Origin of the sequence: Streptomyces uncialis (genome assembly GCF_001905345.1) — a bacterium.
In the GTDB taxonomy this organism is placed as follows: Bacteria; Actinomycetota; Actinomycetes; order Streptomycetales; family Streptomycetaceae; genus Streptomyces; species Streptomyces uncialis.
Map to the genome: position 1 here is coordinate 178,383 of NZ_LFBV01000006.1, position 24,115 is coordinate 202,497.

The window sequence follows — 24,115 nt, forward strand, 5'->3', positions numbered from 1 at the left end:
GGGTACCTAAAGACACGCAAAACCCTCAGAGGGGTTTACAACGACACCGTAGGTGGCATGTCGATTTCGCCGACGTGCGAATCCCCGAGCGCACACTGAGCGAAAGGCCCTGGCGCTTATGAACACCACGGTCAGCTGCGAGCTGCACCTGCGCCTCGTTGTGTCGAGCGAGTCCTCACTGCCTGTTCCCGCGGGACTGCGGTATGACACGGCCGATCCCTACGCCGTGCACGCCACCTTCCACACCGGAGCCGAGGAGACGGTCGAGTGGGTATTCGCCCGCGATCTCCTCGCCGAGGGCCTGCACCGGCCCACCGGTACCGGCGACGTCCGAGTCTGGCCGTCCCGGAGCCACGGTCAGGGCGTCGTGTGCATCGCCCTGAGCTCCCCCGAGGGTGAGGCTCTGCTCGAGGCCCCGGCGCGGGCCCTGGAATCGTTCCTGAAGCGGACGGACGCCGCCGTGCCCCCGGGCACGGAGCATCGTCACTTCGACCTCGACACGGAGCTTTCCCACATCCTGGCCGAGAGCTGACCGGGAGCAAGGAGCGACCAACCGGAACAGCCGGTCACCGAACGCGCGCCCGACACCGTCCGACTCGGGGAGACGGTGCGGGCCGCGACAAGCGCATCACGGCATCACGGCACGTACCGGCGCCGCCGCCGCGGATCTTCCGCGCGGCGGCGCCGGCGCGTGCGCGCCCCGGTGGCGGTGGGCACACAGGGTGACGGGCCCCGTACCGGCGTGCGCGGAGCCAGTAGCATCGGCCAGCACGCGGGCGAGCGGCCCGCCCCGAGCCGAGTGCCCCCAGGGAGCGAATCGTGCTGATCACCCATGACACCGGGTGCGCCCTCGACACCGTGGTGGCCCTGGTGAACTCCGCGCCACAGGACGACGGCGGGAGCGCGGTACGGGGCGCCGAGGCCGACTCCCTCACCGATCTGGCCGCGCTGCGGGCGTTCGTCCGCAAGCACGAGATCAGCGATGTCGGGGAGCTGACCGACGAGGACCTGGCGGCGGTGCGCCGGGTGCGCGGCCGGTTCACCGAGGCGTTCGCCGGGACCGGCCCGGCGGCACTGGCGGAACTGATCAACGAGCTGGTCGCGGCGGCGGGCACCACGCCCCGGCTGACCGACCACGACGGCTACGACTGGCACATGCACTACTTCGCGCCCGGCGCGTCCGTCGCGGACCACCTGGCCGCCGACTGCGGTATGGCCCTCGCGTTCTTCGTCGTGGCCGGGGAGCAGGAGCGGCTGCGGCGCTGCGAGGCGCCGGACTGCCGCCGCGCCTTCGTGGACCTCTCCCGCAACCGTTCACGCCGCTACTGCGACAGCCGGACCTGCGGGAACCGGCTGCATGTCGCCGCGTACCGGGCGCGCCGCAAGGAAGCGGCGGGCTGACCGACGGGCCCGCGCGGCGCGCGCGGCGCGCGCGGCCCGTCGGCGGGCCGGACGGGTCGGTCGTCGCGGGGCGCCCTCCGGGGTCGTCCGGGATCACCGTCCCAGCAGGAACAGATCGTGCACGGCGCCCATCATCAGCAGCCCGCCGATCACCGCCAGGAAGATCATCAGTGGTGGTTGCGAGAGCGCGAAGAGACATCCCTTCGGCTCCTCCGGGACCGCGCCCGCTCCGGGCGGCCGGGCCCCGGCGGCGCTGCCGCCGCTCCCGGGCGGCCGGGGCGCGGGCACCAGCGGACCACGCGGAGTCACCGCCCCGGCCGCCGCCGACCCGGTCCCGGCCGCCGCGGCGACCTTCCCGGGCGGCGTCACGGACCCCGGCGGTGTCGGCGGCTTCGGCTGCTTCGGCTGCTTCGGCGCGGGACGGGCGGGTGGCGCCGGACATGGTGCCGTCACGGCCGTCTGGCACGGCTCTCGCGCCGTTTCGGGGCGGCAGGCTGGGTGGAGCCCCGGACATGGCTCCGGGTGCCCTGACGGCGTCGGGTGGGAGGGCCGGACGGGTTCCTTGCGGGGGACCGCGTGGGGGTGCGCGCGAGGGGAGGCGGGCGGGGCCTGGGGTGTCCCCGCCGCCGTGGGGCGGAACGTCTCGGGGACGACAGGCCGCGCGCCGGGTGCGGGAGCGCGCCGTTTTCGCGCTCGGGGTGCGTGGGGGCGCACGGTGCCGGTGGTGGGGGGAGCGGGGTGGTTCCTGATGGCGCCGTCGTCCCGGAGGGCCGGGTCGGCCTGGTGGTGCGCGGCCGGGCCGGAGCGGGGGGCGCCGCTGTGCGTGGTGTCGAGCATCTCGCGCAGATGATGACGCAGAGGAGCACCCCCGCGCGATCAACACGCCCGTATTGGGCGGGAGTTCGCCGGAATCCGCGACCACATGCTGAGACGTCCCAGCTCGCGGCGAGCCGCCCGCCCATATGCTGAGACGCCCGAGCATCCGTACGAATCCGCGATCCGCCGCGTGGGACGGTCCCGGAGGAACGGGACGACTGTCAGATCTCCCGGTGGGACGGTCCCGGAGGGACGGGACGACGGTCAGATCCCCCGCACGCTCCCGTCACCGCGCTCCCCCGCACCCCCTCCGCTTCCCCGGATCCCGTACCGCGTCAGATCCCGTGCTTCTTCAGGATGGCCTCGATGTCGCTGAAGTCGTCCCCGCTCTTCGCGGGGGCCGCGGGGGCCGGACCGGTCTTCCGGGCCGACGGCTTGAGCGACGGGCGGCCGGTCGCGGGCGCGGAGGCCCCCGGCTCGACGGCCTCCCGCCGCGCCGCCTTCGCGGCCTTGCGGTCCTGGCGGCTCACCCCGCGGCGGCGTTCGACGGCGCGGGTCGTCATGAACAGCGCCCAGGAGAGGCCGAGCACCCCGAACCCGGCCCAGGCCACCGGGCTGAACGCGGTGTCCACGACCCACTGCACCGCCCCGGTCATCACCAGGCCCAGCGGCACCAGCGAGTAGGCGGCGAGGCGGGTCGCCGCGAGGAATCGCTTGCGGTAGGCGGTGACCGCCGCGATGCCCAGGCCCGCCACGGCCACGGCGGAACACACGGTCTCGGCAATCATTCCGGCCTCCTGCTGCTGAACGGTCGAACGGTTCGTCCCCATCCATCCTGCACCGACCGGCGCCCTCGGGGCCACGGCCCCGACGCTCCTCAGGGAGATCTCCGGGTCCGATCTCCTCCCCAGGTGCCGGACCGGCGCCGGTGCACCCCCGGTGAGCTGCGAGACTTGCCCCATGAGTGACTCCACCGCCGCGCAGACCGAAGGCCGCCCCGTCCTGGACATCTGGTACGAACTCCAGTGTCCGGACTGCCGTACGGCGCTGGACGACGTCCACGCGCTGCGGGCCCGCTACGGCGACCGGCTGGAACTGCGGCTGCGCCACTTCCCGCTGGCGAAGCACAAGCACGCCTTCGCCGCCGCCCAGGCCGCGGAGGAGGCCGCCGCGCAGGGCCAGGGCTGGAGTTACGTCGAGGCGGTCCTCGACCGGGTCGGGGAGCTGGAGCGCGGGGGCGAGACGCTGCTCGTCGAGATCGCGGGCGGGCTGGGGCTGGACGCCGACGAGTTCGAGACCGCGCTGATCGACGGCCGGCACATCCTGATCGTGGACGCCGACCAGGCGGAGGGCAAGGCGATCGGGGTGACCGGCACCCCCACGTACGTCATCGACGGCGAGCGGCTGGACGGCGGCCGGCGCCAGGACGGGCTGCGGGAGCGGATCGAGGCCGTCGTGGACCGGCTGCTGGGCTGAGCCCCGCCGGTCAGGGCCCGCCCGGAACCCGTCCGGACCGGCCTACGCCAGTTGCTTGTACAGATGGTGGCTGACGGGCTCGTGGCCCAGGGACTCGTAGAGGCGCAGGGCCGGGGTGTTGCCGACGAAGACGTTCAGGCCGAGGACGGTGCGTCCGGCGGCGGTCGCCTCGGTCTCGGCGTGCCGCATCAGGGTGCGGCCGTGGCCATGGCCCCGGTGCGCGGCGTCGACCTTCACATCGAAGACGAAGGCGTCCTCGTCGCGGATGGCGACCCACACCGTCCCGACCACCGTGCCCTCGTGGTGGAGGACCCGGACGACCGTGCCGGGTGTGGCGAGGCCGTCGGGCAGCAGCCCGGCGTGGTCGCGCTCGGACTTCGCCCTCGCCTCGGCCTCCGGCACCCCGCGCCCGATCCAGCCCTGGGCGTAGTCCTCCTTGCCCGCCGCGAGCCAGGGACCGTACTCCTCGGCCGTCATCGGCCGGACGACGGAGCCGGTCGGCGCGGCCGGGGCAGCGGTGCCCAGGTGTTTGGCCATGCCCCGGTTGCGTTCGGTCCAGCCGAGGGCGGTGGCGAGCCGCAGGGCGGCGGCTTCGGTGGCCTGGACCGACGCCTCGATCCGGTGGCAGCCCCAGCCGCGGGCCACCTCCTCGGCGGCGAGGGCGGCGACCGTGGCCCGGCCGCGCCCCCGGTCGGCCTCGTCGACGCGCAGTCCCCGCAGCCGGGCGACCTTCGGCCCGTACACCTCGTGCGTGGCGAGTTCGATCTCCCCGACGGGGCGGCTGTTCACACAGATGAGGAAGTGGCGCGAACGGCCGCCGTCGGCCCGGTCCTGGAGCGGCCCGGTCGGCCGCAGCGTGGTGGTCATCAAGGATGTCTACCCGACGGGGACGGGAGCGTCATCCTCAATTCGGCGGGAGCCGGCCGCGGATGTCCGGGCCTACGGGTCGAGGTCGTCGGCGGCCCGCTCGTCGAAGATCCGCATGGCCTTGGCGGTCACGGGGCCCGGCGCGGTGGGCAGTTCACGGCCGTCCACCCGGCGCACGGCCTGGACGTCACGCAGGGTCGACGTCAGGAAGACCTCGTCGGCCCGGTCGAGGACGTCCATCGCCAGCTCCGTCTCCCGGGCGCCGGTCCACTCGACGGCCAGCGCGCGGGTGATGCCCGCGAGGCAGCCCGAGGCGACGGGCGGGGTGTGGATCTCACCGTCGAGGACGACGAACACATTGGAGCCGGTGCCTTCGCAGAGCCGGCCGACGGTGTTGGCGAACAGCGCCTCGGTGGCGCCCTGTTCACGGGCGCGGGCGAGCGCGACGACGTTCTCCGCGTACGAGGTGGTCTTCAGTCCGGCGAGGGCGCCGCGTTCGTTGCGGGTCCAGGGGACGGTGATGACCTCGGTCGTGTCGGCGCGGCGGGTGACCGGGCCGATCGCGACGACCAGGGTCGGCCCTCCCTCGCCCCGGTCGGAGCCGAGCGGGGAGTCGCCGCCGGTGAGGGTGATCCGGAGCCGGCCGAGCGGCATCGGGTTGGCGTCGAGGACGGCGCGGCAGGCCCGGCGGACCTCGTCCGGGTCGGGCTCCGGCAGGCCGAGGCCCCGGGCGGAGCGGGCGAGCCGGTCGAGGTGCCGGGTCAGGGCGAACGCCTGCCCGTCCACGGCCTTCATGGTCTCGAAGACACCGTCACCGACGGTGAGTCCGTGATCGAACACCGAGACACGTGCGGACGCGCTGTCGCGCAGTTCTCCGTCGAGCCAGAGCTTCACGAGGGAGCCCCTCCCCTTCGTCGGCGGGTTTCCCCGGTGGCCGCCGCGGTGCGCGGCGGATGGCTGTGCGGTGCGCCGGCCGGTCGCCGGTCGCCGGTCATGGTGTCCCGTCCGGGTCCGGGCAGGTGCCCGAGGCGACGGCGAGCAGCCGGGACGCCTTCAGCTCGGTCTCGCGCCACTCGCGCTCGGGGTCCGAGCCCCAGGTGATGCCCGCCCCGGTGCCGAACCGTAGCCGTCCGGCGGCCCGGTCGATCCAGAAGGTGCGGATACCGACGGCCAGCTCACCCGTGCCGCGGTCGGCGTCGACCCAGCCGATCCCGCCGCAGTAGGGGCCGCGTGGCGCCGTCTCCAGGGCGTCGATGATCCGCAGGGCGCTGGACTTGGGGGCGCCGGTGACGGACCCGGGCGGGAAGGTCGCGGCGAACAGCGCCGCCCAGCCCGCGCCGGCGGTCAGCTCCCCGCGGACGGTCGACACCAGGTGGACCAGTCCGGGGTGCTTCTCCACCACGCAGAGGTCGGGGACGGTGACCGTTCCGGTGGCGCAGACCCGCCCGAGGTCGTTGCGGACGAGGTCCACGATCATGACGTTCTCGGCGTGGTCCTTCTCCAGGAGGTCGGCCTCGGTGCGGCCGGTGCCCTTGATGGGGCCGGACTCGACGACGCGGCCCGCGCGGCGCAGATACAGCTCGGGCGACGCGGTGGCGATCTCCACTCCATGACCGGGCAGGCGAATCGTTCCGGCGTAAGGGGCCGGATTGCCGCGGGCCAGCAGCGCGGTCAGCGCGTCCACATCGGCGTCCGGGCCGACGGGCGCGGAGAGCACCCGGCACAGATTGGCCTGATAGACCTCACCCGCCGCTATGTGCTCCCGTATCCGGCGCACCCCCGCCGTGTACGCGGCGCGGTCGAGGGAGGACACCCAGTCACCGCGGGCGGGGCCGCGCCACGCGCCCGGTACCGGTGCGGGGACCGGGTCGGGGCGGACGTCGTCGAAGCGCGCGCACACCAGCCGGCCCTCGAAGTCGGCGGACACGGCCCAGAAGCCGCGGCTGTCCAGCGCGGCAGCGTCGCTGGTCACGTCACGCAGCCCGGTGGCGAGAAGACCACCGAAGCGGGCCAGAGGAGGGAGGATGCGCACGGCTGCGAGTCTAGGACGGCCGGGCCGCGGCTGCCCCGGGGCGGTCGTGGGGCAGCACGCTGCGTAAACGCGTTTTTGTGCTCGCCCAGGAATCCGCTAGAGTTCAACACGTCGCCGGGACGCGCAAGCGCACCGAAACGACAGGCGGACGTAGCTCAGTTGGTAGAGCGCAACCTTGCCAAGGTTGAGGTCGCGAGTTCGAACCTCGTCGTCCGCTCAGGAGCGGGGAGTCCTCAGGGACCCGCCGTGACTCCTGGTGGAGTGGCCGAGAGGCGAGGCAACGGCCTGCAAAGCCGTCTACACGGGTTCAAATCCCGTCTCCACCTCCAAGGACGATTAGCTCAGCGGGAGAGCGCTTCCCTGACACGGAAGAGGTCACTGGTTCAATCCCAGTATCGTCCACTGCCCCGGTAACGGGGGCCCGCGCGATTAGCTCAGCGGGAGAGCGCTTCCCTGACACGGAAGAGGTCACTGGTTCAATCCCAGTATCGCGCACGCAGTACCACTCTCCGTATCACCCTTCGTGAGACCCCGGTCGGCGCCCAGCGGCGTGGGTACTGGTAGTCTCCCCGAAGTCCCGCGCGATTAGCTCAGCGGGAGAGCGCTTCCCTGACACGGAAGAGGTCACTGGTTCAATCCCAGTATCGCGCACCATCCGCAAGCCCCCGGCCGTCCTGGACGCCGGGGGCTTCGCCGTGCCTCAGTGGGTCACGGGGCTGTCAGCGGCTCACGAGGAGAACAGCATCCGGCCGAAACCCTTGTTGCGGTGATGGCCGTGGTGACCACCGTGACCACCGTGACCGCCATGGCCGCCGTGCGGGGCGCCCCAGGCGGGCGCGGGCGCCGCCGGGTAGCCCTGCTGCGGGCCGGGTGCGGCCGGGTAGCCCTGCTGCGGGGCGGGCGGCGGGGGCGCGGGCTGCGACCACTGGGACTCCAGCCGGGTGAGGGCCTCAAGCTCGCCGTAGTCCAGGAATATCCCGCGGCAGCCGCCGCACTGCTCGATCTGGATGCCGTTGCGGTTGTAGGTGTTCATCGGCGCGTGACACTTGGGACACTGCATGCGTGGGCTCAACTCCTGCACGTTCGGTACGGCTTCGCCGGAATACTGCCCGGCTTCTCCTGTGGATGCACCCTACTTCGCCCCACTCCTCGCCAACTGCGCCGGACCGGGCCTCATTCGGCCATGGGTGTTCCGGCCATCCGGGCGCACGCGTCGATCACCGCGCGCTCGTCCTCGTCGGGCGGCCGCTGCTCCCGGCGGCTCCTGACGACCGCGAGGGCCGCCGTCTGCACCGCCAGGGTCCGTGCCGCCACGTCCAGGGCGGGCCAGGGATCGGCGGCAGCCGGTACGGCGGGACCGCCGGCGCTCCGGTAGGCGCCGAGGAAGCGGGCCCACTCCCCCGGCCCGAGCAGCCCGCAGGCGAACCACGCGGCGGGCCGGGCCAGATCCCAGGCGGCGTCGCCGACCCCGAGGTCGTCGATGTCGATCAGCAGCCAGGGGCCGCCGCCCTGGGGCGCGGGGGTGGCCGGGGCCCGGACGAGCTGGCCGAGATGCAGATCACCGTGGCACAGGGTGCGGGAGGGCGGTGGGGGCGCCTCGTCGCGCGCCCACGGCGGGAGGGTCCGCCAGGCGGCCTCGACCCGGGTGACCGCGTCGGCGTCACCGTACCGGGCGAGGGCGTCCAGGGGCTCGGGCGTCGTGGCGCGCATCCGGCGGACGGCGCGGGCGGCCTTCGCGGGGCCGCGCATCGGCGGCAGCGGGCCGGGCAGCGCCGTCAGCCGGGCGGTGTCCACCCGGTGCAGCCGGGCCAGCAGATCACCGGCCGCCTCCCAGGGGGCCAGCTCGGGGCTGGCGGGGTCGACGGGCGCACCGTAGGGCCAGAGGCTGACGGGGCGGCCCGCGAGCGGTCCGGTGGAACCGGGCGGGTCGGGCGGCCAGGTCCGGGCGGGCGGGGCGGTCCGGGGCCGGTTGGGCGGGTCGGGCTTACCGGTGGGGTCGGTCGGACCTGGCGGGGCCGTCGGGTCGGGCGGGGCCGTCGGGTCGGTGGGGCCGGTCAGCGGGGGGAGCAGGATGCCGTGGAGGGCGGGGTGGGACGCCAGCGCGAGGCGGACGGCCAGGTCGCCGGTGTCCGTGTCGCCCGCGTGCGCCTTGGCGACGACTCCGCCGTGCCGGACCACCACCCCGTCGTCCCGCTCGGCGAGCACGTCACCGGCCGTGCCGCAGACACACGCACCGGCCGTGCCGTGCGCCGCTCCCCTGGCCCGGGTCCGCAGACCTCCCACCACACCACCGTGCACCGAACCCCACCCCTGAGCCGAGGACCCGCCCGTCCGGACGGGCCCGGACCACGAGCGCCCCAGCCTACGGACACACAGAAAAATGCCCGCGCAACCTCCCCAGGTTGCGCGGGCACAGTGCCGTCCGCCGCACCCCCGTCCCCACGGGGTTTCATGGTCCGATGTCCCCGCCCGGACCGCTCTTCCGGGCCTGGGGCGCCGCTCAGCGCCCCAGCATCTCGACCACGGACGACGCTTGGGTGACCACTGCCTCCCAGCCGCCGAAGACGACCACGAGCAGGGCCGCCAGGGGGAGCACCATGGCCATCGCCACCAGTGGGTGACGCTGACCGGACCGGCCGTCGAACGCCGCGTACGCCTTGCGTCCTCGTGCGCGGATCATCGTCCGCGTGGCCGTGTCCGCCATGGTCCTTCTCCTGGTCGTTCCGTACGGGGTCCCGCTGCCGGAGCCCCGTCGCACATGTGGTGATGCGGGCGGCGGGCGCTTGACCTCGGGGGACGAGTACCGCACCCGCCGCTTGACCTCAAATCTACGGCCCGGCGGGACCCCGGTCGTCATGCCCTCGTACCTATTGCCTGGCCTCCCCGAGGATGACCACCGGGCGGACATGTACTCCCCAGGGTGGAGACGTGCGCCGGGGTCTCGGGGTCTTCCCGGAGGGGACACGTATCCGGGAACCCACCAGGTGGCGGGCCCCGTGCCGGGCACCCCTCCGGCCGGACGGTCCGCCGCCGCCCGGCCGCCGGGAAGCCGGGCGGCCGCCGGCGGCGGGCGCGGCGGGCCCGTGGGGCGCTCTGGTGACTTCGCTCACTCGGCCCGGCCCCCGGGCCCCGGAGCCCGGCCCCGGCGCCGGGCTCCGGCCGCCGCCGGGGCGGCCACGCGCACGCCGTCCGGGAACCGGCCGGGGGTCACGATCCGGTCACCCCGCCGGGCGTCAATCCGCCCTCCCCGCAATGGGGTTGGGCGGGTGGCCGGGGCAAGGGGCGTCCCGGCCCTGGGGCCCTGACCCTCCTTCATCCCGTACGCCCGGCACGGACAATCCCCGGGCCCGCGAGGGCGCGGCCTCTGCGCGCTCCCGGCCCCGGGTACGTAAGCTGTGGCTCGTCAACCGGACCGGGCAGCGGGGATGAACATGGCGATGATGCGCCTGAGGCGTGAGGACCCGCGTGTGGTCGGCTCGTTCAGGCTGCACCGACGGCTCGGGGCGGGCGGCATGGGAGTCGTCTATCTGGGGTCGGACCGCCGTGGCCAGCGGGTCGCGCTGAAGGTGATCCGCCCGGATCTCGCCGAGGACCAGGAGTTCCGTTCGCGCTTCGCCCGTGAGGTGTCGGCGGCCCGCCGTATCCGCGGCGGCTGCACGGCGCGGCTGGTGGCCGCCGATCTGGAGGCGGACCGGCCGTGGTTCGCCACGCAGTACGTCCCCGGGCCCTCGCTGCACGACCGGGTCGCCGACGAAGGGCCGCTGCCCGCCACCGAGGTGGCGTCGATCGGCGCGGCGCTGTCGGAGGGCCTGGTCGCGGTCCATGAGGCCGGGGTGGTGCACCGGGACCTGAAGCCGTCGAACATCCTGCTGTCGCCCAAGGGCCCCCGCATCATCGACTTCGGTATCGCCTGGGCGACCGGTGCGAGCACCCTCACCCATGTCGGTACGGCGGTGGGCTCGCCGGGGTTCCTCGCGCCGGAACAGGTGCGCGGGGTCGCGGTCACCCCCGCCACGGACGTGTTCGCGCTGGGCGCCACGCTGGCGTACGCGGCGACCTCCGACTCACCGTTCGGGCACGGCAGTTCCGAGGTGATGCTGTACCGCGTGGTGCACGAGGAGCCCCATCTGCACGGGGTGCCGGACGCGTTGGCTCCGCTGGTGCGGGCCTGTCTGGCGAAGGACCCGGAGGAGCGGCCGAGCACCCTGCAACTGTCGCTGCGGCTCAAGGAGATCGCCGCGCGTGAGGCGCAGGGTCTGACGGACCCCCGGCCGCCCGGCCCGCGCGGTGAGCCGGACCGGCCGTCGGGGCGGCTCGCCGACGAGTACGCGGCGCAGCGCACCCAGCGTCGTCCGCAGGGCACTCCGCCGCCGCGTTCACAGTCCGGGCGGCCGGGCCGTACGGGGCAGTCGCCGTCGCAGCCGACCCGGTCGGCCAAGGCGCCCTCGTCGCGTCCGGGGGCCCGGCCCGCCGGTTCCCCGGGGTCCCGGGGCTCGTCGCGCACCAGCCGCTCGGGCGGCAGGCCCGCGCCCCGCAGCGGTGCGGGGCGGCCGGGCGGGCCCCGCACCACGGGGACCGGGCTGCGCCCGGCCAATCCCCGGCTGCTGCGGCAGCGGCTGATCGTGTTCGTGGTCGTGACGCTGCTGGTCGCGCTGGGGATCGCGGCGGCTCAGGGGTGCCAGGGGCCCGCCCGGGGGTTCGGTGGCTCCGGCGGTGGGCCGCCGGGGGCCTCGGGGGTCACGGTCGGTTCGGCCGTGGCGGGGAGCGGCTTGGGGTTCGTGGCGGGCTGAGGCTCGCGGGGCTGTCCTGTGCGGGTTCTTGGCGGCCCGTGTCGCCGGGTTCCCCACCTGGGTGTACTTGTTCCTGTGCGGGGCGTTCGTGGGTGCGCGGTTCCTCGCGCCCCTGGGTCGTCCCGGCTGGGCGTACTTGTTCCTGTGCGGGTCCGTCGTGGGTGCGCAGTTCCCCGCGCCCCTGAGGTCTGTGCGTCCACAGGTTTCTCGGTCGGGTGCGGGTTGCCCGTGGGTGCGCAGTTCCCCGCGCCCCTGAGGTCTGTGCGTCCACAGGTTTCTCGGTCGGGTGCGGGTTGCCCGTGGGTGCGCAGTTCCCCGCGCCCCTGAGGTCTGCCCGGCTCGGCGTACTTGATCCTGTGCGGGTCCGTCGTGGGTGCGCAGTTCCCCGCGCCCCTGAGGTCTGTGCGTCCACAGGTTTCTCGGTCGAGTGCGGGTTGCCCGTGGGTGCGCGGTTCCTCGCGCCCCTGAGGTCTGCCCGGCTGGGCGTACTTGTTCCTGTGCGGGTACTCCGGGGGTGCGCGGTTCCTCTTGTCCCTTTGGGGTGTCAGGGGGTGGGGCGGCCGGTGGCTACCGCGTAGAAGGCGACCGCTGCCGCGGCGCCGACGTTCAGTGAGTCCACCCCGTGCGCCATCGGGATGCGGACCAGGGTGTCGGCGGCGGCCATCGCCCTGGCGGAGAGTCCGTCGCCCTCGGCGCCGAGCATCAGGGCGACCCGGTCCATCCGGTGCGGGGCGGCCTCGTCCAGGGTGACGGCCTTCTCGTCCGGGGTGAGCGCCAGTAGCCCGAAGCCCGCTCCCCGTACCTCCTCCAGCCCGCGCGGCCAGGTCTCCAGACGGGCGTACGGGACGGAGAACACCGCGCCCATCGACACCTTCACCGAGCGGCGGTAGAGCGGGTCCGCGCAGTCCGGGGAGAGCAGGACGGCGTCCATGCCGAGGGCTGCCGCGGAACGGAAGATCGCGCCGATGTTGGTGTGGTCGTTCACGGACTCCATGACCACGACCCGGCGGGTGACGGCCAGGACCTCGGCCGCGGTGGGCAGGGGCTTGCGCTGCATCGACGCGAGGGCGCCCCGGTGGACGTGGTAGCCGGTGACGCGTTCCGCCAGTTCCGGGGTGACCGCGTAGACGGGGGCGGGGAGTTCGTCGATCACGTCGCGCATGGCGTCGACCCATTTGGTCGAGAGCATCATGGAGCGCATCTCGTACCCGGCGTCCTTCGCCCGACGGATGACCTTCTCGCCCTCGGCGATGAACAGTCCTTCGGCGGGTTCGCGTCTGCGCCGCAGTTCGACGTCGGTCAGCCCGGTGTAGTCACTCAGGCGGGGGTCGTCGGGGTCCTCGACGGTGATGAGTTCGGCCACAGGGTGATACTGCCTTGTCGGTGCGGAGCGGAGCGGGCGGCTGGGTTCGAGGCGGGTCGCCCGGGTCAGGTGACGGGGTGCTGTCCGGGGGCGACCGGGGCGTCGGGGCCGACGCGGACCACCTCACCGATCACGATGACGGCGGGCGGGCGCACCCCCTCACGGACCACGGTCTCCGCCACGGTCGCGAGCGTCGCGTCCACGCGCCGCTGGGCGGCGGTCGTGCCCTCCTGGACCAGGGCGACGGGGGTGTCGGCGGCCCGGCCGTGCGCGATCAGCGTCTGTGCGATCCGGCCGATCTTGTCGACGCCCATCAGGACGACCAGGGTGCCGCGCAGGGCGGCGAGCGCGGCCCAGTCGACCAGGGAGCGTTCGTCGTCGGGGGCCACATGGCCGCTGACGACGGTGAACTCATGCGCGACCCCGCGATGGGTGACGGGGATGCCCGCCGCGCCGGGCACCGAGATCGAGCTGGAGATACCGGGGACGACGGTGTACGGGATACCGGCCTCGACCAGGGCCTCGGCCTCCTCCATGCCCCGGCCGAAGACGAACGGGTCACCGCCCTTGAGCCGGACCACCGTCCGGCCCGCCCTGGCGTGGTCGATCAGCGCCTGGTTGATGGCTTCCTGGGCCATGAACCGGCCGTACGGGATCTTGGCCGCGTCGATCACCTCGACGTGCGGCGGCAGTTCGGCGAGCAGGTCGCGGGGGCCGAGCCGGTCCGCGATGACGACGTCCGCCTCCGCGAGCAGCCGGCGGCCTCGTACCGTGATCAGGTCGGGGTCGCCGGGGCCGCCGCCGACAAGGGCGACCGACGCGGCGCGGGCGCGGTGGTGCCGGGCGACGAGGGTGCCGTCCCGCAGCCCCTCGACCACGGCGTCGCGGATCGCCGCGGTGTGCCGGGGGTCGCGCCCTTGCGCGTCGGTGGTGAGGACGGCGACGGTGACGCCCGCGCTGTGGCCGGTGGCCGGGGTCCAGGCGGTGGCGGCGTCGGCGTCGTCGGAGCGGACGCACCAGACGCGGCGGGTCTCGGCCTCCGCCGACGCACGGGTGTTGGCGTCCCGGTTCTGGGTGGCCACCAGGACGTACCAGGCGTCGGCCAGGTCCCCGTCCTCGTAGCGGCGGCGGTGCCAGGTGATCTCCCCCGTGTCGGCCATGGCCTCGACGGACGGGGTCGCGGAGGGGGAGATCAGCTGGACGTCGGCGCCCGCCGCGATGAGCGCCGGCAGCCGCCGCTGGGCCACTTGGCCACCGCCGAGCACCACGACACGGCGACCGGTGAGACGGAGCCCGACGGGGTACGCCGGGTCACTGGCGGGGCTGGGCATGGCGGCTCCTCGGATGGGCCGCTGCGACGGTGGAGCGGCGGACGGTTCCTGTCGGTGGGTCGACGGTCGGGGACGGGGGTCCCGGCGGCAACGATACGGTTCCGCTGGTCACAGCGGCGGAGGGGCCCTGCGGGTGCGGGGCCTGGGCGTCGTCGCCGGGGGCGGGGGTCCGGGAGTCGCGGCCGACGGGCGGTGGACGGGGACGGTGCTGGACGGCCGCTTCGGGCCGGACGCGGCCGGGCCGGGCACCCGGTGCGGGTGCCCGGCGCGGGCGGGTGCCGGTGGGGCTACTTCTCGGTGACCCCGGCCGAGTCGAAGGTGGCGACCTCGTGCATCGCGCGGGCCGCGCTCTGCACCAGCGGCAGGGCGAGCAGCGCGCCCGTGCCCTCCCCCAGCCGGAGGTCCAGGTCGATCAGCGGGCGCAGACCCAGCTTGTTCAGCGCCGCGACATGGCCCGGTTCGGCGCTGCGGTGGCCCGCGATGCAGGCGGCCAGCGCCTCGGGGGCGACCGCGCGGGCGACCAGGGCGGCGGCGCCCGCGCTGACCCCGTCCAGGATGACGGGGGTGCGCAGCGAGGCTCCGCCGAGGATCAGACCGACGAGGGCGGCGTGTTCGAGACCGCCGACGGCCGCGAGGACGCCGATGGGGTCGGCGGGGTCCGGCCGGTGCAGGTCCAGGGCGCGCCGGACGACATCCGTCTTGCGGGCCAGGGTCTCGTCGTTGATGCCGGTGCCGCGGCCGGTGACCTCGGCCGGGTCGGCGCCGGTGTAGACGGCGATCAGGGCGGCCGACGCGGTGGTGTTGGCGATGCCCATCTCGCCCGTCAGGAGTGCCTTGTTGCCCGCCGCGACCAGGTCGCGGGCGGTCTCGATGCCGACCTCGACGGCGGCCTTGACCTCTTCGCGGGTGAGCGCGGGCCCGGTGGTCATGTCGCCCGTACCGGCCCGGACCTTGCGGGGCAGCAGCCCCGGGGTCGCGGGCAGGTCGGCGGCGACCCCGACGTCGATGACGCAGACCTCGGCGCCGACCTGGTTCGCGAAGGCGTTGCAGACCGCGCCGCCGCCGAGGAAGTTCGCGACCATCTGGCCGGTGACCTCCTGCGGCCAGGGCGTCACACCCTGGGCGTGGACACCGTGGTCGCCCGCGAAGACCGCGACGGCCGCGGGCTCCGGGATGGGCGGCGGGCACATCCGGGAGAGCCCGCTGAGCTGCGCGGAGATGATCTCCAGCATGCCGAGCGCCCCGGCGGGCTTGGTCATCCGCTTCTGCCGCTCCCATGCCTCGCCGAGCGCCTTGGCGTCCAGCGGGCGGATGGCGGCGACGGTCTCGGCGAGCAGGTCGTGCGGGTCCTCGCCGGGCAGCGCGCGGCGGCCGTACGTCTCCTCGTGGACGACCCAGGACAGCGGGCGGCGCTTGGCCCAGCCCGACTGGGCGAGCTCGGGCTCCTCCGGGAACTCGTCGACGTACCCGACGCACAGGTAGGCGACGACCTCCAGGTGTTCGGGCAGATCGAGGGCGCGGACCATCTCCCGCTCGTCGAAGAAGCTGACCCAGCCCACGCCGAGGCCCTCGGCACGGGCCGCGAGCCAGAGGTTCTCGACGGCGAGCGCCGAGGAGTAGGGCGCCATCCGGGGCTGGGAGTGGCGGCCGAGGGTGTGCCGGCCGCCCCGGGTCGGGTCGGCGGTGACGACGATGTTCACCGGGGTGTCGAGGATCGCCTCGATCTTCAGTTCCTTGAACTGCTTCGCACGGCCCTTGGGCAGGGACCTGGCGTACGCGTCGCGCTGGCGCTCGGCCAGTTCGTGCATGGCCTGCCGGGTCTCGGCGGACCGGATGACGACGAAGTCCCAGGGCTGCGAGTGCCCGACGGACGGCGCGGTGTGCGCGGCCTCCAGCACCCTCAGCAGGACCTCGTGCGGGATCGGGTCCGGCCGGAAGCCGTTGCGGATGTCGCGGCGTTCCCGCATGACCCGCAGTACGGCGTCGCGTTCGGCGTCGTCGTAGGCGGGGGCGGGGGCGGCGGGACGGGACGACGGCTGCTCGACGCCGGGGGTGTCGTCCGGACTGTCAGCCTTCTCCGGGGTCTCCGGGGTCTCCGGGGCGGTCGCGGCGGCTTCCTCGGGGGATGCCGTCTCGGCGCTGCCGTCCGGGGCCTCGGCTTCGACCGTGGCCGGGGCGGCGGGCTCCGGGGTGACGGTCTCCGCGGCGGGGGGCGTCGCGTCCTCGGTGGCCGCGTCGGCGGCCGGGGCGGTGGCGGCTGCGTCGGCTTCCTCGGGGGCGGCCGTCTCCGGTGCCGCCTGGGCGGGGGCCTGGGTGACCTCGTCCGTCGGCGCGGGCCCGGCGGCGGGCTGCGTGGCCTCGGTGGTTCCAGGCGCGTCCGGGGTGCCTGCGGGGTCCGGGGCCTCGTGGGCGTCCTGGGCCTCCGTCGGACCGTCCGTGACGGCGTCGGGGGACGGCTCGGGGGCGTTCGCACCGGTGACGGAGGTGACGGACGGGGACGCGGGGGTACCGGCCGTCGCGTCGGGCGCCACGGGCGCCTCGGGTGTCTGCGGTGCGGCGGCGGGCAGGGGGGCCGGGTCCGGTGCGACGGCGGACTCCGGGGTCTCCGGGTCCGTCCGGGGGGCTGCGTGGGTCACTTCGCTGTCGGCTTCTTGCGGGTGCGGGTGCGGGTGAGGCTGGAGGGCCGGTGCGTCGGGGGTGTCCGGCGACTCGGCTGTCACGGCGGGGGTGGCGTCGGCGGGGGTGGTGCCGGTCACCGTGTCCGTGACGGCGGGGGTGGTGGGGCCCTCGGCGGAGTCCGTGGGGGCGCCGGGGACGGTCTCAGCCTCGGGAGCGACGGTTTCCGTGGTCTCCACGGTGGCCGGGGCGGACGCGAGCTGGTCGGCTGCTTCGGGGCCGACGGCCTCGGTCCCGGCCAGTGCCTGGTCCGAAGCCTCCGCCTGTGCCGGGGCCTGCGCGGCTGTCCCGGCGACGGGGTCCTCGGTGGGCGTGGCCTCGCCGGGCCCGGTCACGGACGCGGTGACGGGACCCTCGACGGCGGACGGCTCCGCGTCGGTGACCGGCGCCTCGGCGACGGTCGCCTCGGGCACGGTCGGGTCAGGCACGGTCGCCTCGGTGACGGTCGTGTCAGGCAGCGGAACGGGCTGCTCCTGGGGCACCGGGGCCTCGACCACGCTCTGCTCGACATCGGCACCGGCACCGGCACCGGCATCAACAGCGGCGTCGACAGCGGCGGTCGGCCCGCCAGGTACCTCGGCCGTCGGGTCCGCCGTCGGGTCCGGTTCCGTCACCTGGACGGCGTCCGGGGTCGGGGCGTCCGGGGTCGGGGCGTCCGGGGCGGGCGGAGCCTGGTCCACCACGTCGACCTGGTCCACCACGTCGGCCGCATCGGCCACGGGCGTCCCGTTCGCCGTGGGCGTCTCATCCGGCACGGGAGCCGTGTCCACCGCCGGTTCCACCACGACCGCGTCCACCGTCGGTTCCGGTGCCCGCGCAGCGTCCGGCGCGGGAGTTCCCGCCACGGGCGTACCGTCCGGCTGCGGTTCGACGGCCTGAGCGGCCTCGGCCTCGTCCGACGCGGTCGGCACGGGTGCCTCGGCGGGCACGGAGGCGTCCGGGGTGACGGCCGGGTCCGGCTCGGGGGCGGCGGGTGCGGCGGTGCCGTCCGTGGCCGGGGCCAAGGGGGACGGCGCGCTCCCGGGGGGTCCGGCCTGGGCCGGGACCGGCAGGGGAGTCCCGCGCGGCGGCGTCGGCGCGAGGTGCGGGGTGGTCGGGACGAAGCCCTCGACCGGGACGAACTGTCCGGTCGGTTCCGTCACCGGGGGTTCCGTCACCGAGGGCTCGGCCACAGCTGCGGCGACCGGCCCGGCCTGGGCGCCACTCGTACCGTCGACGGGCGTGCCGTCGGTGGCCGCACCGGCGGCGGGCGCGTTCTCGTGCTGGTGGAGGTCGAGCTGGAGTCCTCGGCCGTCGGTGAGATCGCCCGCCGGTGTGCCCGTCGTGCCGGTGGGCAGCGGCGGGGCGATGGCGTCCGCGTCGGGCACGGGGGCGTCACCGATGCTCTGCGGTCCCTGGGACGGCACGGCGGCGACGGCGTACGCGTCCGGTGCGGTCGGCGCGGTCGGCGCGGCGGCCGGGTCCTCGGCGACGGCGTACGCGGGCGCCTCGGGCGCGGGGTCCTCGGCGGGCAGCGCGCCCGGCGCGGCGAACGCGGCGTCCGGCACCAGCACGGCCCCGGTGTCGGCGGGGGACGCCATCACCTGGTCACCGTCCATCGTCGGCACGGCGGTCGTGGCGTCGGGGGCGGGGGGGAACGGTGTGGTGGACGGGGCCACCGGTGCGCTCTGCGCGGCGGCTTCCCCGGCCTGGGTCTCCGGAGCGCCGGGCGCGGGACCCCAGGGGGCGCCGCCCTGCGGCGGGATCTCCGCGAGCTGGGGGCCGGGCAGCGGGGCGCCGGGGTGCGGCGCGTCGAGGTATTCGGGCGCGCCGGTCTGCTGCGCCTGCGACGGCTCGGACTGCGGTGCCTGCTCGGCCTGCCTGCGGACCTTGACCGACCCCCGGCGGGAACCGGCCGGTCCCCGGTCGGAGAGCGAGCGTACGGGGCTGGAGGCGGTGTCCGGGGTGGGCGGGCCGAGGTGCAGCGGGCGCCGGGCGGTCCCCGGCGCGGAGGCGGCGTGCGCGCCGGGGGTGCGGACGTCCGTCAGATCGACGGCGCCGCTGTCCCGGCCGCCCGTCTCGTGCGGACCGGGTTCATGCCCGGGGGATTCCCGCGCGGCGGGCTCGGCGGTCTGCTCATGGGCCACGGCGGCGGCGCCGGACGGCTGTCCGGGGGCCGGTGCGGTGGCGGTGGGCGTGGCGGGGTGCTCGGCGGTCACGGGTGCCTCGGCCTCGTACGGGTTCGGGGGCTCGTCGTCGTCGGGTGTCTCCAGCGAGGTGGGCACCGACAGGACCGGGGCGGGCGCCACGGCGTGGACGTTCTCCCCCACGGATGCCTGCGCAGGCTCCGGCACCGGAGGCCCGGGGACGGGCGCCGGGTACCGGGCGTCCGGCGGCGGGGTCTGCTGGACCGGTACGGGGGGTGCGCTGGTGGTGTGGACGACCGGCGGGTAGGCGTCGGCGGACGGGAAGAGTCCCGTACCGCCCGGGGTGTCGCTCCAGGCGCCCTGGGAGCCGGGCATCAGGAGCTGATCGTCGTCGGCGGGGGGCTCCGCAGGGCCCGGGTACGGGTACGGGCCCGGGGTGTCCGGGCCGTGCCGCTCCGCCGCCCGGCCCTGGACGGACCCGGCAGCGACCCCCTCGCCGGCGTTGTCCGGCAGTGCCTCGCCCGGAATCCGGCCGGTGTCGGTCATGCGTACCCCTCGCCCATCGGTAGTGCTTCCTCGACCGTCCCGGCCCCCGCCGAGCGGCCCGTGTACCCCGGGCGGCGCACCGACCACCCGTCCATGAGAACGAGCGGAGGCGCCGCGCGGCACGTCCCGTCGGCGGCGCCGGTCGCACCGGCGAACACCGACCACTGGCATTGTCCCGGTCGGCCCCCACCGCGGCACCTGAGTTCCGGCACGGTCTCCTGTGGACTGCGCCACGTCGCGCGTCCTGCGGTCCCGCCGTACCACACTCCACCCAAAACGGGCGGGATTTCCGGACATTGAGCCATGAAGCGCTGCGGGCCCGGTGCGGTACAACGATCGGCCAGCCTACCCCGCGCGTCGCCGGGCGGCGGTCAGGGGGCGCGGTCGGGAAGGCTGCCGGAGAGCAGGAATCCGACCGTCCGTTCCTTCTCCGTCCAGACCCGGGTGTCGAGTTCCACGGACTGGAGCAGGGCACATTCGACGTCGTACCCGTGTTCGACCAGGTCACGGCCGAGGCGTTCGGCGATGTCGCGGGTGGCCGCGTGGGTGACGATGCGCTCGGGGCGGCGGTCCGCGACGGCGGAGACCACGGCGGGTCCGCCGCCCGCGACACGCACGACATCGGGTTCGGGCAGGTTCTCCAGTACATGGGGGGCGCGGCCGTGGACGGTCTGGATCTGGACGCCGAAACGGCGGGCCGCGGCGGTGGTCCGGGCGCAGGCGTCGGGGTCCTGGTCGACGGCGATGACGGCGGCGCCGAAGCGGGCCGCCTCGACGGCGAAGGCGCCGCTCGCGGAGCCGATGTCCCAGACGAGGTCGCCGACCCGGGGGCCGAGACGGGCGAGTTGGGCGGCGCGCAGCCGGTCGTTCTCGCTCTCCCGCAGTCCGGGGCCGTGGACGTGGGCGGGCAGGGCCCAGCCGCGCGGGCCGGCGGCGGGGTCGCGGCCGGCGATCCAGCCGGAGCCGGGGGCGGCGGTGCCGCCGATGACGATGACGACGTTGGGGTCGCGCCAGGTGCGGTCGGCGGCCTTGTCGGAGGTGACGACGGTGACGCGTTCGCTGGTGGTGCCGAGTTCCTCGCAGACGACGAAGGTGCGGTGGACGCCTTCGAGAAGGAGGCCCAGTTCGGCGGGGCCCGCGCCGGGCGAGGTGAGGACGGCGACCTTGGTGTGGGCACGGCAGACGTTGACCGCCCGGCGCAGCGTCCGGCGGTGGGCGACGACGACCTCGGCGTCGTCCCAGGGCATGCCCGCGCGGGCGAACGCCTGCGCGACGGCCGAGGGCGCGGCCACGACCTCGACCTCCAGGCCGAACTCGGGGTCGCGCAGGGCCCGTACGACCCCGAAGAAGCCGGGGTCGCCGTCGGCGAACACGACGGCGGTGCCGCGGTGGGCGGCGATCCGGCGGGCGGCGAGGGAGACGCTGCCGAGCCGGACGCGTTCGGCGCGTTCGGGTACCTCGGGGAAGGCGAGGTGGTGCGCGGCTCCGGCGACCAGGGTGGCGGCGGCGAGCGCCGAGCGCGCCCCGGCGCCGAGCGGTGAGCCGTCCCAGCCGATCACCGTGACCCGGTCGGCCATCGTCGTCAGTCTCCAGGGGTCGGGTGGTGCGGCGGTGCCGCGGGGGCGGCCGGTCGGCGGTACGGCGGCCCGTCGGTGGACGACGGAGGTCCGGTGCGGTCGGTCGCGCGGGCAGCGCGCGGGGCCCGCACAGGTGGCGGGACGGCGCCGCGCACCGTGAGCGTACCCGCTGGAAGGGGGTGGCGCCCCAGCGGTGCGGGGGGTTCCGGGCCGGGTCCGGGCACCGGGTGCCGCACCGGGGCGCGGAACGGGTTCGTCCGCTCGCCGGGGCCGCTGGGCCGCTCAGGGCGGGGTGAGGCGGGGCGGGCCGTGGCCCGCGGACGGGCGCGGGGCCGGATGCCACCGGGACGGACGGCACCGGGGCGGCGGGAGCGGAGGCGGCGGGAACGGGGCCGCGGGAGCGCCGGACGGCGGCGGAGCGGACGAGGGGTGCTCGCCGGTGGCCGTCGATCGCGGGCTGTCGCCGTCGGTCGCCGTCAGTTCCAGTCGGAGAAGGCGGTGTACTCGCTCGCCCCGGCGAACTGCTCGCCCGCGCCCTCCAGGTCCTCGGGCAGCAGGCTCCACACGATCAGATCGGTGCGCTGCTCGGTCCAGCCGCCGCCGTCGTCGGTGCGCGCCCGTGCTATCCAGGCGCCGCGCAGGACGCCCTCGCTGATGCAGCCGATCTTCTGCGCGACCTGCTGGGCTGCGGCGTTGTCGGCGGCGGTGCGCAGTTCCAGGCGCTCGAACTTCTGGTCGCGGAACAGCCACCCGGCGGTGGCGAGCGACGCCTCGGACGCGTAGCCCTCACCGCGCGCCCAGGGGGCGACGACATAGGCGAGTTCGGCGGCGCGCAGACGCCAGTCGGCGTGCCGGAGGTGGACGATGCCCACCAGCCGCTGGGTGAGGAACTCGGTGACGGCGAACACGATCCCGTCCCCCGAGGTGCGTTCGCCGGGGGCGCCTTCGGTGATCCAGGCGTGGGCGTCGTCCGCGGTGTAGGGGTGCGGGACGGAGGTCCACATGGTGACGAGTTCGTCGTTCATCATCTCCGTGAGGGCCGGTGCGTCCGCCTCCTCGAAGGGGCGCAGGACCAACCGTTCCGTGCTGAGGGAGATGTCGGGGAAGGTGGTTGTCATGACGCGCTCCGTAACCTTCAGGAATCCTCAGGTCTGCCGCTGAGTTGACCAGCATGCAGCATCGGAACGCGGAACCGCACCACGGGGTCCGCCGGAAGGCGGGACGGAACCCGTGGTGCGGTCGCGGCCCCCGGTGCGCGGGGAGCCGTGGTCAGGGGGCCTGCTGAGCCGGTGTCAGTTCTTCCCGGCGGGCAGCACGGAGCCCTGGTACTTCTTCTCGATGAACGCGGCGACCTCGGGCGAGGTCAGCAGGTCGGAGAGCTTCTTGACCCGGGGGTCGTCCTCGTCGCCCTTCTTCACCGCGAGGACGTTGTTGTACGGGTTGCCCTCGGCGCTCTCCAGCAGGATGGAGTCCTTCTTGGGGCTGAGGCCCGCGTCGAGGGCGTAGTTGTTGTTCACGACGGCGGCCTCGACATCGCCCAGGGAGCGCGGCAGCTGCGCCGGGTCCAGTTCCTTGAAGACGAGCTTCTTGGGGTTCACGGTGACATCGGAGGGGCCCGCGGTGGGGCCCGCGTCCTTCTTCAGTCCGATGAGGCCCTGGGCGGCGAGCAGCTGGAACGCGCGGCCCTCGTTGGTGGTGTCGTTGGGGACGGCCACGGTGGCGCCGTCCGGCAGGTCGGCTATGTCGCCGACCTTCTCGGAGTACAGGCCCATGGGCGGCAGATAGACCTCGGTGACCGGGACGAGGTCGGTGTTCTTCGACTTGTTGAAGTCGTCGAGGAACGGCTTGTGCTGGTACAGGTTGGCGCCGAGGGAGCCTTCCTGGAGGGCGGTGTTCGGCAGGACGTAGTCCGTGAACTCCTTGATCTCCAGGTCGAGACCGGCCTTCTTCGCGAGGTTGTCCTTGACGTAGGCCAGGACCTCACCGGCCGGGACGGCGGTGGCGCCGACGACGAGGGTGCCGTCGTCACCGCCGTCCGAGGAGCCGGAACCGCAGGCCGTGAGTGCGACGGCGAGGGCGGTCACGGCCGCGGCGGCGGTCAGTGCTCGGGTGGTGCGCATGGGTGGTTCTCCGCGTGCGAGGGATACGAGGGGGTACGAGGGGACCGGCCCGCCGCGGGGACGGCGGGCCGGGGACCTGACAGGCCGGGGGGGGACCGACGGGCCGGGGGAAGGACGGCCGGGGGACGGTCCGGTCAGAAGGCGGCGAGGACGGCGCCGTCGTACTTCTCCTCGATGAACTTCTTCACCTCGGGCGAGGTCAGCAGGCCGGCGAGCTTCTTGACCCGGGGGTCGTCCTCGTCGCCCTTCTTGACCGCGAGGAAGTTCCCGTACGGGTTGTCCTTCGCGCTCTCGGCGGCGATGGCGTCCTTGGCGGGGCTCAGGTCCGCCTCGATCGCGTAGTTGCCGTTGATCACCGCGGCGTCGACGTCCTCCAGGGAGCGGGGCACCACGGCGGCCTCCAGCTCCTTGAACTTGAGGTCCTTCGGGTTGGCGGTGATGTCCTTGGGGGTCGCCGCGAATCCGACGCCCTCCTTGAGCTCGATGACGCCGTTCTCGGCGAGGAGCTGGAGGGAGCGGGCCTCGTTGGTGGTGTCGTTGGGGACGGCTATGGTGGCGCCCTTCTTGAGGTCCGCGAGGTCCTTCAGATCCTTGGCGTACACACCGAGCGGCTCCAGATGCACCGTCGCGCCGGGCACGGGGACGATGTCGGTGCCGTTCTCCTTGTTGAAGTCGTCAAGGTAGGGCTTGTGCTGGAAGTAGTTGGCGTCGAGTTCGCCCTGCTGGACTGCGGTGTTGGGGGCGACGTAGTCCGTGAACTCCTTCACCTCCAGCTCCAGGTCGGCCTTCTTCGCGAGGTTGTCCTTGATGTACGCGAGGATCTCGGCCTGCGGGGTGGCGGTCGCGGCGATCCGCAGGGGACCGTCCGAGCCGGAGTCCTGGTCCGCGCCGCAGGCGGTGAGCCCGAGGGTGAGGGCTCCGGCGGCGAGGGCGGCGGTGGTGATCTTGGCGGCGTTACGCACGAAAAGTGCCTTTCTCCATGGGTGGTACCGCT

The 24,115-nt window shown here is 74.6% G+C and carries 19 protein-coding genes and 5 tRNA genes; 9 read left to right on the plus strand and 15 right to left on the minus strand.

Annotation, left to right across the window (positions count from 1 at the left end; genetic code table 11):
* The first annotated feature begins 118 nt into the window (after window positions 1–118).
* On the plus strand, window positions 119–532 hold the full coding sequence (locus AB852_RS23335; protein ID WP_003959770.1) for an SsgA family sporulation/cell division regulator: 414 nt from the start codon (window positions 119–121) through the stop codon (window positions 530–532).
* A gap of 287 nt (window positions 533–819) precedes the next feature.
* Window positions 820–1,401, plus strand: coding sequence for a CGNR zinc finger domain-containing protein (locus tag AB852_RS23340; protein ID WP_073792107.1), 582 nt, complete (start codon window positions 820–822; stop codon window positions 1,399–1,401).
* A gap of 93 nt (window positions 1,402–1,494) precedes the next feature.
* On the opposite strand, the gene AB852_RS23345 is transcribed toward AB852_RS23340, so the two are convergent.
* Complete coding sequence (locus tag AB852_RS23345; RefSeq protein ID WP_073792110.1) at window positions 1,495–1,770, minus strand: hypothetical protein; 276 nt, start codon at window positions 1,768–1,770, stop codon at window positions 1,495–1,497.
* Window positions 1,771–2,552: 782 nt separating this feature from the next.
* Window positions 2,553–3,005 (minus strand): hypothetical protein, encoded by a 453-nt coding sequence (locus tag AB852_RS23350; protein ID WP_073792113.1) that lies wholly within the window; start codon window positions 3,003–3,005, stop codon window positions 2,553–2,555.
* A gap of 172 nt (window positions 3,006–3,177) precedes the next feature.
* On the opposite strand from AB852_RS23350, the gene AB852_RS23355 reads away from it, so the two are divergent.
* A complete protein-coding gene (locus tag AB852_RS23355) occupies window positions 3,178–3,693 on the plus strand; it encodes a DsbA family protein (RefSeq protein WP_073792116.1) in 516 nt (171 codons plus the stop codon).
* Window positions 3,694–3,735: 42 nt separating this feature from the next.
* Here AB852_RS23355 and AB852_RS23360 read toward each other — a convergent pair whose 3' ends face one another.
* The 3 genes from AB852_RS23360 to AB852_RS23370 form a co-directional block, all read right to left on the minus strand.
* Window positions 3,736–4,560: a GNAT family N-acetyltransferase gene (locus AB852_RS23360; RefSeq protein ID WP_073792119.1), complete on the minus strand. Its 825-nt coding sequence runs from the start codon at window positions 4,558–4,560 to the stop codon at window positions 3,736–3,738.
* A 72-nt stretch (window positions 4,561–4,632) separates the two neighbouring features.
* The gene (locus AB852_RS23365; RefSeq protein ID WP_073792122.1) at window positions 4,633–5,454 is read right to left on the minus strand and encodes an aminotransferase class IV; all 822 of its coding nucleotides are present in this window, start codon (window positions 5,452–5,454) and stop codon (window positions 4,633–4,635) included.
* Window positions 5,455–5,551: 97 nt separating this feature from the next.
* The gene (locus AB852_RS23370; protein ID WP_073792124.1) at window positions 5,552–6,592 is read right to left on the minus strand and encodes a chorismate-binding protein; all 1,041 of its coding nucleotides are present in this window, start codon (window positions 6,590–6,592) and stop codon (window positions 5,552–5,554) included.
* Window positions 6,593–6,736: 144 nt separating this feature from the next.
* Here AB852_RS23370 and AB852_RS23375 point away from each other — a divergent pair.
* From AB852_RS23375 to AB852_RS23395, 5 genes are all read left to right on the plus strand, one after another.
* Window positions 6,737–6,809 (plus strand) — tRNA-Gly (locus AB852_RS23375).
* A gap of 38 nt (window positions 6,810–6,847) precedes the next feature.
* Window positions 6,848–6,921, plus strand: a tRNA-Cys gene (locus AB852_RS23380).
* Between the two features lies 1 nt (window position 6,922).
* Window positions 6,923–6,994, plus strand: a tRNA-Val gene (locus AB852_RS23385).
* Window positions 6,995–7,015: 21 nt separating this feature from the next.
* Window positions 7,016–7,087 (plus strand) — tRNA-Val (locus tag AB852_RS23390).
* 84 nt (window positions 7,088–7,171) lie between these two features.
* Window positions 7,172–7,246: transfer RNA gene (locus AB852_RS23395), tRNA-Val, on the plus strand.
* A gap of 73 nt (window positions 7,247–7,319) precedes the next feature.
* Here AB852_RS23395 and AB852_RS23400 read toward each other — a convergent pair.
* The 3 genes from AB852_RS23400 to AB852_RS23410 all read right to left on the minus strand — a co-directional run bounded on the left by AB852_RS23400 (window position 7,320) and on the right by AB852_RS23410 (window position 9,296).
* Window positions 7,320–7,652, minus strand: coding sequence for a TFIIB-type zinc ribbon-containing protein (locus AB852_RS23400; RefSeq protein WP_073792127.1), 333 nt, complete (start codon window positions 7,650–7,652; stop codon window positions 7,320–7,322).
* A 113-nt stretch (window positions 7,653–7,765) separates the two neighbouring features.
* Window positions 7,766–8,878 (minus strand): phosphotransferase, encoded by a 1,113-nt coding sequence (locus tag AB852_RS23405; protein WP_079184896.1) that lies wholly within the window; start codon window positions 8,876–8,878, stop codon window positions 7,766–7,768.
* Between the two features lie 214 nt (window positions 8,879–9,092).
* Window positions 9,093–9,296 (minus strand): hypothetical protein, encoded by a 204-nt coding sequence (locus tag AB852_RS23410; RefSeq protein ID WP_073792132.1) that lies wholly within the window; start codon window positions 9,294–9,296, stop codon window positions 9,093–9,095.
* A gap of 721 nt (window positions 9,297–10,017) precedes the next feature.
* Here AB852_RS23410 and AB852_RS23415 point away from each other — a divergent pair.
* Complete coding sequence (locus AB852_RS23415) at window positions 10,018–11,382, plus strand: serine/threonine-protein kinase (RefSeq protein ID WP_073792135.1); 1,365 nt, start codon at window positions 10,018–10,020, stop codon at window positions 11,380–11,382.
* A 544-nt stretch (window positions 11,383–11,926) separates the two neighbouring features.
* On the opposite strand, the gene AB852_RS23420 is transcribed toward AB852_RS23415, so the two are convergent.
* The 7 genes from AB852_RS23420 to AB852_RS23450 form a co-directional block, all read right to left on the minus strand.
* Complete coding sequence (locus tag AB852_RS23420; RefSeq protein ID WP_073792137.1) at window positions 11,927–12,745, minus strand: TrmH family RNA methyltransferase; 819 nt, start codon at window positions 12,743–12,745, stop codon at window positions 11,927–11,929.
* A gap of 65 nt (window positions 12,746–12,810) precedes the next feature.
* Window positions 12,811–14,076, minus strand: a complete 1,266-nt coding sequence (cobA, locus tag AB852_RS23425; protein WP_073792140.1) for a uroporphyrinogen-III C-methyltransferase — start codon at window positions 14,074–14,076, stop codon at window positions 12,811–12,813.
* Between the two features lie 287 nt (window positions 14,077–14,363).
* Complete coding sequence (cobT, locus tag AB852_RS23430) at window positions 14,364–19,424, minus strand: nicotinate-nucleotide--dimethylbenzimidazole phosphoribosyltransferase (RefSeq protein WP_073792143.1); 5,061 nt, start codon at window positions 19,422–19,424, stop codon at window positions 14,364–14,366.
* Window positions 19,425–19,795: 371 nt separating this feature from the next.
* Window positions 19,796–21,001 carry a precorrin-6y C5,15-methyltransferase (decarboxylating) subunit CbiE gene (gene cbiE / locus AB852_RS23435; RefSeq protein WP_073792146.1) on the minus strand — a complete coding sequence of 402 codons (1,206 nt, stop codon included), beginning with the start codon at window positions 20,999–21,001 and terminating at the stop codon, window positions 19,796–19,798.
* A gap of 476 nt (window positions 21,002–21,477) precedes the next feature.
* Window positions 21,478–22,119: a GNAT family N-acetyltransferase gene (locus tag AB852_RS23440; protein WP_073792149.1), complete on the minus strand. Its 642-nt coding sequence runs from the start codon at window positions 22,117–22,119 to the stop codon at window positions 21,478–21,480.
* 174 nt (window positions 22,120–22,293) lie between these two features.
* Window positions 22,294–23,121, minus strand: a complete 828-nt coding sequence (locus AB852_RS23445; protein ID WP_073792151.1) for a MetQ/NlpA family ABC transporter substrate-binding protein — start codon at window positions 23,119–23,121, stop codon at window positions 22,294–22,296.
* A gap of 134 nt (window positions 23,122–23,255) precedes the next feature.
* Window positions 23,256–24,083: a MetQ/NlpA family ABC transporter substrate-binding protein gene (locus AB852_RS23450; RefSeq protein ID WP_073792154.1), complete on the minus strand. Its 828-nt coding sequence runs from the start codon at window positions 24,081–24,083 to the stop codon at window positions 23,256–23,258.
* Between the last annotated feature and the right edge of the window lie 32 nt (window positions 24,084–24,115).

Coding starts and splice junctions, on each gene's coding strand:
- cobT (WP_073792143.1), bottom strand. CDS start 19,424: ATGACCGACACCGGCCGGATTCCGGGCGAGGCACTGCCGGACAACGCC.
- AB852_RS23350 (WP_073792113.1), bottom strand. CDS start 3,005: ATGATTGCCGAGACCGTGTGTTCCGCCGTGGCCGTGGCGGGCCTGGGC.
- AB852_RS23410 (WP_073792132.1), bottom strand. CDS start 9,296: ATGGCGGACACGGCCACGCGGACGATGATCCGCGCACGAGGACGCAAG.
- cobA (WP_073792140.1), bottom strand. CDS start 14,076: ATGCCCAGCCCCGCCAGTGACCCGGCGTACCCCGTCGGGCTCCGTCTC.
- AB852_RS23400 (WP_073792127.1), bottom strand. CDS start 7,652: ATGCAGTGTCCCAAGTGTCACGCGCCGATGAACACCTACAACCGCAAC.
- AB852_RS23335 (WP_003959770.1), top strand. CDS start 119: ATGAACACCACGGTCAGCTGCGAGCTGCACCTGCGCCTCGTTGTGTCG.
- AB852_RS23415 (WP_073792135.1), top strand. CDS start 10,018: ATGAACATGGCGATGATGCGCCTGAGGCGTGAGGACCCGCGTGTGGTC.
- AB852_RS23360 (WP_073792119.1), bottom strand. CDS start 4,560: ATGACCACCACGCTGCGGCCGACCGGGCCGCTCCAGGACCGGGCCGAC.
- cbiE (WP_073792146.1), bottom strand. CDS start 21,001: ATGGCCGACCGGGTCACGGTGATCGGCTGGGACGGCTCACCGCTCGGC.
- AB852_RS23440 (WP_073792149.1), bottom strand. CDS start 22,119: ATGACAACCACCTTCCCCGACATCTCCCTCAGCACGGAACGGTTGGTC.
- AB852_RS23355 (WP_073792116.1), top strand. CDS start 3,178: ATGAGTGACTCCACCGCCGCGCAGACCGAAGGCCGCCCCGTCCTGGAC.
- AB852_RS23445 (WP_073792151.1), bottom strand. CDS start 23,121: ATGCGCACCACCCGAGCACTGACCGCCGCCGCGGCCGTGACCGCCCTC.